General features: G+C 29.1%; 12 protein-coding genes. All 12 read right to left on the reverse strand.

Features of this window, described 5'->3' with window-relative positions; all coding sequences use genetic code 11:
• Nucleotides 1–87: 87 nt before the first annotated feature.
• Nucleotides 88–1,803, reverse strand: a complete 1,716-nt coding sequence (gene ilvD, locus ABDZ60_RS07305; RefSeq protein ID WP_047002222.1) for a dihydroxy-acid dehydratase — start codon at nucleotides 1,801–1,803, stop codon at nucleotides 88–90.
• A gap of 93 nt (nucleotides 1,804–1,896) precedes the next feature.
• Nucleotides 1,897–3,231 carry a 6-phospho-alpha-glucosidase gene (locus ABDZ60_RS07310; RefSeq protein WP_047002223.1) on the reverse strand — a complete coding sequence of 445 codons (1,335 nt, stop codon included), beginning with the start codon at nucleotides 3,229–3,231 and terminating at the stop codon, nucleotides 1,897–1,899.
• Nucleotides 3,232–3,423: 192 nt separating this feature from the next.
• Nucleotides 3,424–3,966, reverse strand: a complete 543-nt coding sequence (hxlB, locus tag ABDZ60_RS07315; RefSeq protein ID WP_016208377.1) for a 6-phospho-3-hexuloisomerase — start codon at nucleotides 3,964–3,966, stop codon at nucleotides 3,424–3,426.
• The gene (locus ABDZ60_RS07320) at nucleotides 3,963–4,583 is read right to left on the reverse strand and encodes an orotidine 5'-phosphate decarboxylase / HUMPS family protein (protein WP_016208378.1); all 621 of its coding nucleotides are present in this window, start codon (nucleotides 4,581–4,583) and stop codon (nucleotides 3,963–3,965) included. Before ABDZ60_RS07320 ends, hxlB begins: the two co-directional genes overlap by 4 nt.
• An 88-nt stretch (nucleotides 4,584–4,671) precedes the next feature.
• Nucleotides 4,672–6,270: a PTS transporter subunit EIIC gene (locus ABDZ60_RS07325; RefSeq protein ID WP_343777217.1), complete on the reverse strand. Its 1,599-nt coding sequence runs from the start codon at nucleotides 6,268–6,270 to the stop codon at nucleotides 4,672–4,674.
• A gap of 120 nt (nucleotides 6,271–6,390) precedes the next feature.
• Nucleotides 6,391–7,152, reverse strand: coding sequence for a MurR/RpiR family transcriptional regulator (locus ABDZ60_RS07330; protein ID WP_016208380.1), 762 nt, complete (start codon nucleotides 7,150–7,152; stop codon nucleotides 6,391–6,393).
• A gap of 66 nt (nucleotides 7,153–7,218) precedes the next feature.
• On the reverse strand, nucleotides 7,219–7,680 hold the full coding sequence (locus ABDZ60_RS07335) for a YdeI/OmpD-associated family protein (RefSeq protein WP_016208381.1): 462 nt from the start codon (nucleotides 7,678–7,680) through the stop codon (nucleotides 7,219–7,221).
• Between the two features lie 226 nt (nucleotides 7,681–7,906).
• Nucleotides 7,907–8,848: a sugar kinase gene (locus ABDZ60_RS07340; RefSeq protein ID WP_047002225.1), complete on the reverse strand. Its 942-nt coding sequence runs from the start codon at nucleotides 8,846–8,848 to the stop codon at nucleotides 7,907–7,909.
• 53 nt (nucleotides 8,849–8,901) lie between these two features.
• On the reverse strand, nucleotides 8,902–9,540 hold the full coding sequence (locus tag ABDZ60_RS07345) for a bifunctional 4-hydroxy-2-oxoglutarate aldolase/2-dehydro-3-deoxy-phosphogluconate aldolase (protein WP_016208383.1): 639 nt from the start codon (nucleotides 9,538–9,540) through the stop codon (nucleotides 8,902–8,904).
• A gap of 112 nt (nucleotides 9,541–9,652) precedes the next feature.
• Nucleotides 9,653–11,641, reverse strand: a complete 1,989-nt coding sequence (locus ABDZ60_RS07350; RefSeq protein WP_343777222.1) for a heparinase II/III family protein — start codon at nucleotides 11,639–11,641, stop codon at nucleotides 9,653–9,655.
• Nucleotides 11,642–11,653: 12 nt separating this feature from the next.
• Entirely contained in the window at nucleotides 11,654–11,929 is a 276-nt protein-coding gene (locus ABDZ60_RS07355) for a preprotein translocase subunit YajC (RefSeq protein WP_016208385.1), read from the reverse strand.
• Complete coding sequence (locus ABDZ60_RS07360) at nucleotides 11,929–12,342, reverse strand: PTS sugar transporter subunit IIA (RefSeq protein ID WP_016208386.1); 414 nt, start codon at nucleotides 12,340–12,342, stop codon at nucleotides 11,929–11,931. Before ABDZ60_RS07360 ends, ABDZ60_RS07355 begins: the two co-directional genes overlap by 1 nt.

The raw sequence follows: 12,342 nt of genomic DNA on the forward strand, positions 1-12,342 counted from the left end.
TCTCCTATAAATTTTATATACTATTTTCACAAATAACTTTTATGTTTTTACATTAATACTTAATAATTGTAAGCTTAAGGAAATTAATTATTCCATATATCCACCTTTCATTGGTGAAACAGCTTTCTCTGAAAATATCTTTAGTATTCCTGATTTATATTTATTTTGCCTTGGTTTCCATTCTTTTCTACGCTCAATTAGTATTTTATCTATTTCTTCTAAATCTAACTTTTTACCATTAATACCTATAATTTGTATAATTCTTTGTTCTATATCAATTTCAATCAAATCATTTTCTTCAACTAAAGCTATTGGACCGCCTACTGCTGCTTCTGGTGAAACATGTCCTATAGCTGGCCCTCTTGAAGCTCCTGAGAATCTTCCATCTGTTATAAGAGCAATACTTGAAGATAATTCTTTATCTGATGAAATTGCCTCTGTTGTATAGAACATTTCTGGCATCCCGCTTCCCTTTGGTCCTTCATATCTTATAAATACAGCATCACCTGGTTTAATTTTTTTAGATAATACTGCCTCAATTGCTTCTTCTTCACTATCAAATGGCCTTGCTTTTAAAATTGCTTTATGCATTTCCTTTGGTACAGCTGAATGTTTAACAACAGCTCCTTCTGGTGCTATATTACCTTTTAATATAGCAATAGCTCCATTTTTGCCTATTGGATTTTTATATGGTTTAATAATGTCTTCTTTACTTAAACCAGTTCCTTTTAAATATTCATTACATTTTTCATAGAATCCATTTTTCTTTAAATCTTCTAAGTTCTCACCTAAAGTTTTTCCTGTAACTGTCATTACATCTAAATGTAATAAGTCTTTAACTTCTTCCATAACCGCTGGAACTCCACCTGCATAATAGAAGTACTCTGCTGGCCACTTACCTGTTGGACGAATATTTAATAAATATGGTGCATATCTATGTATCCTATCAAAGCTTTCTGCATCTATATCTATTCCAAATTCATGAGCTATAGCTGGAATATGAAGTAATGAATTAGTTGATCCCGAAATAGCTGCATGTATTATTATTGCATTTTCAAAAGATTTAAGTGTAACTATATCTCTTGCCTTCAAATTTCTCTTGGCTAATTCAATAATTTGCTTTCCTGCTTCTATTGCTACGTTTTCTAAATCTTCGCATGTTGCCGGCATAACTGCACTTCCAGGTAGCATTAACCCTAATGCTTCTGCCATTATTTGCATTGTTGCAGCAGTTCCCATAAAAGAACATGATCCAGCTGATGGACACGCGTTATTTTTATAATAAGTTAATTCATCTTCAGTAATTTCTCCACGCCTTTGCATAGCACTATAAGTTCCTATTTGCTCTAATGTTAAAAGATTAGGACCTGCTTTCATTACCCCGCCAGTAACGACAATTGATGGTATATTTATTCTTCCTATTGCCATTAAATGTGCTGGTACACCCTTATCACAACTAGTTATAAATACCCCTCCATCAAAAGGTGTTGCATTAGCATGAATCTCTATAAGTGATGCTATCGTATCTCTGGATGCTAATGAATAATTTATTCCATCATGACCTTGTGCCATTCCATCACATATATCTGTTGCAAAAAATCTTGATGCCCTTCCCCCCTTATCTGCCACTCCCATAGCTGCATTATTAGCAAATTTAAGCAAATGCACACTTCCTGGATGACTATCTCCAAATGTACTTTCAATTATTATTTGTGGTTTAGATAATTCCTCTGACGTATATCCCATTCCTCTACGAAGCGGATCCATTTCTGGCGCAATCTTTCTAATATCTTGACTAATCATAATATCCTCCCTATTTTATGTTCTATTATTTAAACATAGCTCGGATAATGGAATATCCATCATCCGAGCCTATAAAATTCACTTTATACTCTATTATTTAAGTTCTGGCCAATAGCCTTTATTTGCTTCAATTAAATCATCTAAGATTTCTTTTGCTACTTTTGCGCTTGGTATAGTCTTAGATAAAGTAAGGGCCTGCCATAACTTCTGATAACTTCCTTCTATCCAGCCTTCAACAACTAATTTTTCTACTGCAACTTGTTGTTCCATTAATCCCTTTTGGAATCTTGGAATAGTTCCTTGAACTAAAGCTTCTGGACCATTACTTCCAACTATACATGGAACTTCAACCATAGCTGTTGGATCAAAGTTTTCTATTGCTCCTTTATTTTCAACTATTAATAACATTCTTTCGTGTGTGTTATATGCAATTGCTCTTGCCAAATCAACTATAAATGAAGCATGGGCATCTATATGGAATTCTCCACCCTTTGCAGTTCCAGCTTTTGTTATTTCTCTTGCTGCCTCAAATACATTCTTTTCTCTTCCATTCATTACTTCATTAGCTCTTGTAAATTCTTTATTAGAATGTTCTACAACATAATCTGGATATAAATAATATTTTAAATAAGTATTTGGTAAGAAGTTTGGATCTAATGCTATTAAATCTTTTGCTTTCTTATGAGTTTCTTGCCAGCTTGGTTCTGTATGTTGAGTATCTACTTCAACTTGATTTAAATATCCATTTTCTGAAACATAATCTCTTAATTTAGGCATTAAATCGTTTCCTTCTTTATCTCTAACACTAGTCCACCATCCAAAGTGATTTAGCCCAAAATAACTGACTTCTAAATCTGCTGGAGTTAATCCAACTATTTGAGACATACGTCGTAATGTTCCGACTGGCATATCACAAATATTTAATACCTTTGATTTTGGTTTTAATACACGGCAAGCTTCTGCAACTATTGCTGCTGGGTTAGAATAATTTAGCATCCAACAATCTGGAGAGTATTTTTCCATAAGATCTATTAATTCCATCATTCCACCTATAGAGCGCATTCCATAAGCTATTCCTCCTGGCCCACATGTTTCTTGACCTACAACCCCATATTTTAGAGGAATTTTTTCATCTTTTTCACGCATTTCATATTTTCCAACACGAATATGTGCCATACAAAAATCTACATCTGTAAATGCTTCTTCTGGATCTGTTGTATATGAAAATTCTATATCAGGTGCATTTTCCTTTAATAATATTTCTAATGCTTCACCTATTACTTCTTGACGTTCTTTATCATTATCATATAATTTTAATTTACGTAATGGAAAACGATCTACATTATCTAGAAGCATCATTACAATACCTGGTGTAAATGTACTTCCTCCTCCTGCTATCACTACAGAAAACTTTTTATTCTTATCCATAAAATTAGCCACCTTTCCTATTACAGTTTATAAAATTCAATTATTATATTTATTTAAATTTTATTTTGTTTTTGTTACTTACAAGCACATTATAGACCAGTAAATACTTATGGTAAACAGTTTCTATACTCAAAGAAACATGTTACCTTAGGTTGTAACATGTTCTCAAAATATTTGAATATTCTTAACTCTCTACTCTATATTTACATGATTATTTAACACTTCAATATTTGATAAATTATCTCTTTTACTTAATAAAAGACATATCCAATCTAAAACTATATGAGTAGCTTGATCAAATAATGAGCTTAATAACTGAATAGACCCTTGGTCTCCATCCGATTTAACCTTTCCTGGTACCTCTAAAATAACGTCTGCAATTTCAGCTAAAGGAGATTTCCTTTTACTTGTAACCACAATCACCTTAAGGCCTAACTCTTTTGCTGCTCTTGCATTACTCAATGTGTTTTTTGTAGTTCCAGATCCAGATATAGCAATATATATATTATCTTCTTTTAAGACAGGAGTAATGGTTTCCCCTAAAACATACGACTTATATCCTATATGCATTAATCTCATTGCAAAACCTTTCGCCTGAAAACCACTTCTTCCTTCTCCATCTACAAATATAGAGTTATCCCTTTTTAAAGTATTTATTATTTTATATATTTCGTCTTCATTAACTTTTAAAACAACATCATTAACTTCTTTTAATATTTCTTTTATTATACTCATATAAATTCTCCCTTAAACTTCTTTATTTCATCCCTTGGATTTTCTTTTGATGTAATTGCTGATCCTACAACTACTATATCAATATTATAATTTTTAAATACCTCAATACTTTCTAATTTAACTCCACCTGATACTGCAATATGTTTAATATGTGGAAATTCCTTATTGAATTTTTCTAACTCATTTATAAAACTTCCCTTATTTTTCTTATCAGTAGATGTATGTATGCAATAAATGGCATCTTTGAAATTAGATATTTCTCTTATTTTATATTCGGAACACTCCAACAAATCAATCATAATACCTTTGTTATATTTTTTAGAAACCTCATAACACTTTTCTATAGTTTCTAATGATGAGTTTCCCATTACTGTTAAAATATCAAATCCACACTTATAGCCCATTTCAAATTCATAAGCACCTTCATCAATTGTCTTTATATCACCTAAAATTAACGATTTATTTTTATTTAGATTTATTTTACTTAAAATTAAAAGTCCATAATCTTTTATTAAAGAAGTTCCTATTTCAATAATATCTGCCAATCCATCAAATTCATTTACTAACTTTAAAGCTTCTTCAATAGTCACTCTATCAATTGCTACTTGTAATCTCATTTTTTCTTTCCTTCTTACAAAATAAATATATTCAATTTATATATATTCAAATAGGAGTGACTAATTCAGCCACTCCTTATATTATATTTTAGTTTGATTCTATTCCAAGATATTCATCTACGCTTTTTCTTACACCTGTAACTCTCAATCCATAGATAACCTGAACATTCTCACCTTTAATTACAACACCATTTGCTGCTGTTTCGTTTTTTAATAAAGCTTCTTTTACTAATGAAGAATCTTTTACTATTAATCTTAATCTAGTGAAGCAATTATCTACTTTTACTATATTATCTACACCACCAAGTCCTTCAACTATAACTGGTGCTAAATTTGCTTCTCCTGATGCTTTAGTATCTACTGACTCTTTGTTTGATGTAGCCTTTGCCTTATAATCACTCTTTGTATAAAGCTTAGTTTCGCCTTCTTCTTCTCTTCCTGGAGTTTTAAGTTTAAACTTAGTTATTACAAATCTAAATATTAAATAATATACTATGAATTGACCTATACCAACTAATATATACATTGGCCAACCTGTTTTTTCTATTCCAAGTGGAAGGTTATATAATAAGAAATCTATTAATCCATTTGGACCTATTGCTGTAACTCCTAAAAGATTTAATATTACCATTCCAAGTCCACTTAATACAGCATGAATTCCAAACAATACTGGTGCTACGAACATGAATGAAAATTCAATTGGTTCCGTAACTCCTGCTAAAATAGATGTAACTGCTGCTGGAATTAAAATTGCTTTGATCTTAGTTTTGTTTTGTGGTAATGCTGTATGATACATTGCTAAACATGCACCTATTAAACCAAACATCTTTGAAAGTCCTCTAGCATCCCAAATTACTGATGCTGAAAGTTTAGCTATTGTTGGATCAGCCATTTCTGCAAAGTATATGTTTCTAGCTCCTTCAAAAACTTGACCACCAACTTCAGCAACTCCTCCTAATGAACTATACAAGAATGGAGTATAAACTAAGTGATGTAAACCTGTTGGAATTAATAATCTTTCTAATGTACCATATGTGAATATACCAAAGTTTCCTGAATTTTTTATAAATTCTCCAAGGTTATTTATTCCACCTTGTACTACTGGCCATATATAACTACATACTATTGCTAAAAGAACAGTTACTGGTATTAATATAATAAATACTAGTCTTGAGCCTCCATATATTTGAAATGCTCCATCAAATTCTTTTTCGCTAAATTTATTATGAAAATATGCTACAACTATACCTAATATAATTCCTAAGAAAACTCCCATATCAAGTATTTGTACACCTAATACAGTTGTTTGACCGCTTCCTCTTAATGCATCAGCTGGTGCTAGTTTTCCGTTTAAATTTAAAAATATATTCATTGCATTTATAAATACTAAAAATACTAATAATGATGTGAAACCTGCTTCTGCTTTTTTCTTTTTAGCAAGTCCTACTGCCAAGCCTACACAAAATATAATACCTAAATTTGTTAATACAGAAACTAATGAGCCTGACAACATTTTTCCTAATCCAAATACAAGATTATTCTTTAGAAATGGTAAGTACTCCGCTAATTTAGCATTAGTTAGAATATTACCTATTGCAATTATTATACCTGCTATTGGTAATATTAAAACAGGTACAAACATTCCTTTAGAAAAGTTTTGTAGTTGATTCATTATCTTTTCTTTCATTTTCTTTACCTCCATATATTTTTTCTAGAAACCATTTACATTTTTCATTATAATAAGTGTTCTATTATCTGTATATAGATTTTGTCCTCAAAAAAACGTGTTACCCAATTAGATAACACGTTACTTAGAATTGCTATTTTTTCTCTTATAGTATTCGTATATCAATAGTTCTACTAATACCAATACCTTTGGAAAGAATGTATTAGGCATTAGATTTCTGTCGTCTAACTTATTGGCATCATCTATCTTTAAACTTACATCAGCAAGTTTGCTTATACTATTTTCAATTTCATTTGTAAAAGATATAACTTTTATACCATGTTCTTTTCCTGTTTTTACCTTATTCAAAACCATAGGTGTTTCTCCTGATTTTGATATGACTATAATTGCACTTATAAAATCTAAATTATTTTCAAAAACACCTATTGAATCTGTTCCATTTGATAATATACATCTTTTGCCCATTACTAATAGTTTCTTATTTATATAGTCTGCTACAATTCCTGAAAATCCATTCGCATAAATAAATATGAATTTGTTACTATCATCAAATAATATATCTACAAATTCATTAATTGCTTCTTTACTATTTCCTTCAAGTAAACTCTCCATATTTAAACTATCTAAAAAACCTCTTTCATTTAAGGTATCTTCAAATTCATTTTTTGTTAATGCAGCTAAATTATATTGCATTTCTAAGAATCCAGAATAGCCAAGCTTTTTAGAAAGTCTCATGATAGTTGATGTTGAAGTAAAATTATTTTTAGCAATACCTCTGACGCCTAATTTATTAACTTGATCTATATTGTCTAATATATAATTTAAAACTTTTATTTCAATTTCAGTAAGTCCCTTATTTTCAATAAGTTTAGATAAATCCATTCTTTCCTCCATCTCAATTTATATTCCTATAATATTGAATCTTTAATACTATACTCTTATTAAGTTTTATATTTTTATATTATTTTCTAATTTTTCTATAGCTTCATTCATTCTCTTTATTTTAGTTTCCTCTTTTTTAGCTGAAGTTATCATTTGAAAATATTTTCTTTTTTGAGAATAAGATAAAGCTTCATAAAATTTATATGCTTTTTTATTCGCTTCAAGTTTTTCTTTAAATTCCTCAGGCAACTCTATAATTCTTTCTTCTTTATCTTCTTCTAATTCCACACTTATAATATCTCCATAAGTTTTATTAATCTTATTTCTTATCTCTTTTGTTATACCAATTATGTAACATGGTAATCCCATTTTTACTACTGATCCTATATATTCTACGTTATTGAATTTAGCTTTAACCTTAATTCTTTTGGCTCCAAATTCCTTTTCAATATCTATTGGAACTTCTATATATGATGCATCTTTATTTTCTATTTTCTTTATTTCAGCTTTGAATGTGTACACTTTCATCTTTTTCCTCCAATATCAAGTTTTATATTTAAATATTCTTATAATTATTAATTATATTTTATTAATTCCTAAAAGTATTTTAATTTTAACATAATATTAGAGAATATATTAAATTTATAATAAAAAAAACTAATATATTATCAATTTATATATTAAAAGTATAATCAATTAATTATATAAATTAAATAATATATTAGATTTTGCTTAAAGCATCACGTTTTTTAACTTAAACATTACTTTCCATATATTTAATTAGTTTTTCTCTTGTTGGCAGTCCTTCATTATCACTTTCAAATGTAACTTGTATTGCCCCTATAGCATTAGCTCTTATTACAGATTCTTTAAGATTTAAACTTTCTAGCTTTCCGCTTATTATTCCTACCGCAAAACCATCTCCAGCCCCAACCGTATCAATTACTTTATCAACTTTAAATCCCCTTTGGAAATAACTTTCATTGTTATTTCTTACATAAGCCCCTTTACCCCCACACTTTACAACTATTTCATTAACTCCTAATTCATTATAAAAATCAGCTATTTTCTCTGGACTACTACTTCCCGTTAATATTAGTCCTTCTTCAATTCCAGGTAAAATTAAATCACATTTTCTAGCTAAACCATTTATAACTTCAATCATAACTTCTTTACTTTCCCATAATACTGGACGTAAATTTGGATCAAAAGTAATAAATATTCCTTTTTCCTTTGCCCTATCCATTAATCTATAAGTTGCTTCTCTACAGCCTTGTGATAATGCTGGTGGAATTCCAGTAATATGAAGTAATCTCACACCTTCTAAATCTATAGCTTCAATATCTTCTGCTTTCATTTTTGAAAAAGCAGAGTCTTTTCTATAATAAGCTGTTTCAGGATCACCAACTAAGACTTTACTTTTTAACATAATTCCTGTTTTATTTAATTTATCAAAAGTAACAAACTCTGTACTAATTCTTTCTTCCTCTAAATACCTTTTTATATACTTTCCAAGAGGATCTTCTCCTAATCTTGTTATATACGAAACTTTATGCTGTAATCTTGTAAGACCTATGCACACATTTACCTCTGCCCCTGCTAATGATCTTTTAAAATTCTTTACTTCGTCTATATTTCCTTCATCTTTTGCTATAAATAAAGCCATAGGCTCTCCAAATAATATAACGTCACTCACTTATTAATCCTCCTTGTATAATCTAGTTGTAACTGGTAAAAAACTATTTTTCTTTATATATCTATATCCTCTGCTTTAACAGCCTTGATTAGTTTTTCACAGCGTTCCTTTAGTAAGTTAAGGTTAGATGAATTTATTCCTTTTGTTAAATAACCTCCAAATCCTGCTGCATAAGCCCCATTATCAAACCAATCATTAATATTTTTATCATCAACTCCACCGGTTGGCATAATATCTATAAAAGGCATTGGTGCTTTTATCCCTTTAATCATATTCATAGATATACAATCTCCAGGAAATAGCTTGACCACATCGCTTCCTGCTAAATAAGAGTTATATATTTCTGTTGGTGTTGCAGCTCCCATCGAACAAAAAACATCTTTTTCTTTACAGAACTGACCTACTTCTTCTACTATACATGGTGATACAATAAAATCTGCTCCATTTGATATTGCTAAGGCTGCCTGTTCTCTAGATAAAACAGTTCCAGCTCCAATAAGAGCATTAGGTAAATTCTTCTTTAAATTTTTGATTAATTTTTCTGCTCTAGGCAAACTAAATGTAATTTCTAAAGTTGTTATTCCTGATTCTACAAGAGTTTTACATATAAGTTCTGCTTCCTCTAAATTATTTCCTCTAATCACTGCTATTAACTTTTTCTTCATTATCATTTTTACTTCTTGTTTATTCATATAAGCTCTCCTATCATGAAATTTATTTATTATAAAAATTGGGTTGAATTTAAATGATTATTCCATCCTTCAAATCCAACCCACCTTAATGTATTATTATTTTTCTTAAATCCTATAATAACTTTATTCTTCTATTTTTTTCATCAAATACAGTTAATTTTCCATATATGCTATGGTTGTTTTCACTTATATAAAGCTTATCGCCTTTAAAAGTATCATAAGCACAATAATAAACAGAAAATTTCTTATTTGTATCGTTAATTTTAATTTCAAAGCCTATTATTTTATCTTTATCTGCTGATGAATTGCTCCCATTTTGATGAACATTTACTTTCCTAACACTTAATAAATCATACTCATAAAATGCTTCTACTTTATTGCCTCTGTCTGTAAAAAATTCTTCTGATATCAATTTATCATTATTACATAATTGATTATATTTATTAGAAAATATACTCTTACTGTGTTTAAATTTCTCACCATATAAAACATCCGCTGCAAAATTTCTTTTATTTGTCTTCATTATATATTTTTCACCATTAATGCATTTTGCTGTTGGCTCAATATTATAAATTGAACGCCATTTATGTTTGCCTGGATATTCAATATTGGTAAATATAATAACAATATTCATTTCTGACTGTATAAAAACAGTTCTTTTAATTATATATAGTTCTTCCCCTTGGATATCTTTTTTATTTTTTAGCTTATTTATTGATTTTCCAACCCAAGAACTTTCTAATACTATATAATTACCATCTTGAACATAATTATTAGATATAGGATCTTGTATTTCGTCATAAGACCAAGCTCCATTAATAATAAATCCCTCTTTATTATCAACATCCACTGTGTTATGCATCCATTGCCTTTTTAAACTGCTTCTAATAACAGAATCCTGTTGATATGTAAATCTACCTGGATCTCCTATTAAATCTTCTTTATTCAAACTTATTGTTACACTTCCAAGTGATGCATGACCATGTCCACTACCATGACGTCCATTAAACATTGTTATCAAATGTTTTTTATCTTTATATGCTAAAAAACCACTATCTTTTTGCTTAAAACACCCATTAATATTTTCATTTTCTTCATAATTGAAATTAGACATTTTATCATATTTCTTACCAACAAATAAAATTCCTTTTTCATTATTATATACTTTTTCAGACGTTAACCCTAAACATCTATATATACTATATACGTAAGAAAAATCGACACCGTCACTATCATGTAGTGATAATAATTTATTATTATGTTTAACATAATATTGTGATGCATAAATTAACGGTTTTAACTTCTCACGAATATTTACCTTCATTTCTTGCTTTGTATATTCTGCATGCATTATTACATAAGCAATACTCAAAACAACTTCATGATGATAAAGAGGGCTTTGTTCCCATTGAATTCCATCCTTATAAAATTGTATTTCAATTTGATCACTCAATAAATTCCACGCCCAATTTTTATGATCTTCATCTACTAGTTCAGGAAATAATATCGATACCGATAATATTCCCGTTACTAATAGTACCCCCCAGTTACTTAAGAGCTGCTTTGGTTTATACTCTTCATAAAGATAGTTTAAGTGTACTTTTAAAGACTCCTCAAAAAGTTTTAACTCTTCTGTTGATAAAACTAGATCACGACCTAAATATATAAGGCTTCTCATCCAATTTGATAATCTTATTCCAGTATCAATATTACGCCAAGAATCTTTGTTGTTTTCTGATGGAATTCCATTATGAGTTATAAAACTAAACAAATAATCTTTCCATTTTAATAAATATCTTCTATCTTTAGTAAGCCTATAGGCTACAGCTAAGTCAATCATAAATCCATGTCTGCTTAACATAAAAATCCATTCTGGATCTCCATTAAGAGATTTATTCCAATTAACTCCATCAAATATATATGGGATAGAGGTTGATTCCATATCCATAGGATCATTATAAATAATTATATTTTCACATAATAAATTACCTTGAAATCTTGCTCTTTTTATTTCCTTACTACAATTACTTTTAACTTTTTCTTCCCAAGTTCCTTTTAAAAATTCACTACTATACCTGTTCACTAAATCAAAAGTTATCATAATTTAATATCCTCATTTTCTTCTTCCTATAATACTAGATGGTAAAACTTCTATTATAACATCTTTAGCTATTTCTATAGAATAACTATCTTTATTCTTATGCAATATCACGCCCAAAACTCCTGAACTCAATACAATTTTTTCACCAATTTTAAGCCCTTCAAGAAAACTTGAATGTTCTTCACTATTCTTCTTTACTCTTTTATATTGAATAATTGACGATAGTATAAAAAATGCTAAAGATGTTATAATAATTATTATTATAAAAGTTATATTATTTTTACTCATTATCCCATCATCCTAGCACTTAATAGAGTAGTTGTTTCTTTACATTCATCAATAGACTTAAGTAATGTATCTTGCAGTTCATCATCTGAAACTTCACCAAAAAGACTTTTCATTACTATATCAACAATTAATGCCAGATTAACCCCGGAAATAACATATTGATTTTTATTACCAGATTCTAATACTAAACGAGCTGAGATTTGATGAGGAGCTCCTCCAGTTAAATCTGCTAGTACTATAGCATGATCGTTCTGATCTAAAATAGATTTTAATTGTTCTTCAAATTGCTCATGTGTTAATTCACCATTTAAATTTAGACCTATAATATTTTCATTTTCTCCTACTAGTAGAGATACTGCTGATAAAATTCCACTTGGAAAATTTCCATGTCCTACTATAATTATCTTTTGCAT

Origin of the sequence: Clostridium sartagoforme, from assembly GCF_039521405.1 — a bacterium.
Taxonomy (GTDB): Bacteria; Bacillota; Clostridia; order Clostridiales; family Clostridiaceae; genus Clostridium; species Clostridium sartagoforme.

Bases quoted from the DNA above. Each gene is read 5' to 3' on its own strand.
- ABDZ60_RS07320 (WP_016208378.1), bottom strand. From the start codon at position 4,583: ATGAGATTACAAGTAGCAATTGATAGAGTGACTATTGAAGAAGCTTTA.
- ABDZ60_RS07310 (WP_047002223.1), bottom strand. From the start codon at position 3,231: ATGGATAAGAATAAAAAGTTTTCTGTAGTGATAGCAGGAGGAGGAAGT.
- ABDZ60_RS07330 (WP_016208380.1), bottom strand. From the start codon at position 7,152: ATGGATTTATCTAAACTTATTGAAAATAAGGGACTTACTGAAATTGAA.
- hxlB (WP_016208377.1), bottom strand. From the start codon at position 3,966: ATGAGTATAATAAAAGAAATATTAAAAGAAGTTAATGATGTTGTTTTA.
- ilvD (WP_047002222.1), bottom strand. From the start codon at position 1,803: ATGATTAGTCAAGATATTAGAAAGATTGCGCCAGAAATGGATCCGCTT.
- ABDZ60_RS07335 (WP_016208381.1), bottom strand. From the start codon at position 7,680: ATGAAAGTGTACACATTCAAAGCTGAAATAAAGAAAATAGAAAATAAA.
- ABDZ60_RS07360 (WP_016208386.1), bottom strand. From the start codon at position 12,342: ATGCAAAAGATAATTATAGTAGGACATGGAAATTTTCCAAGTGGAATT.
- ABDZ60_RS07350 (WP_343777222.1), bottom strand. From the start codon at position 11,641: ATGATAACTTTTGATTTAGTGAACAGGTATAGTAGTGAATTTTTAAAA.
- ABDZ60_RS07345 (WP_016208383.1), bottom strand. From the start codon at position 9,540: ATGAATAAACAAGAAGTAAAAATGATAATGAAGAAAAAGTTAATAGCA.
- ABDZ60_RS07355 (WP_016208385.1), bottom strand. From the start codon at position 11,929: ATGAGTAAAAATAATATAACTTTTATAATAATAATTATTATAACATCT.
- ABDZ60_RS07325 (WP_343777217.1), bottom strand. From the start codon at position 6,270: ATGAAAGAAAAGATAATGAATCAACTACAAAACTTTTCTAAAGGAATG.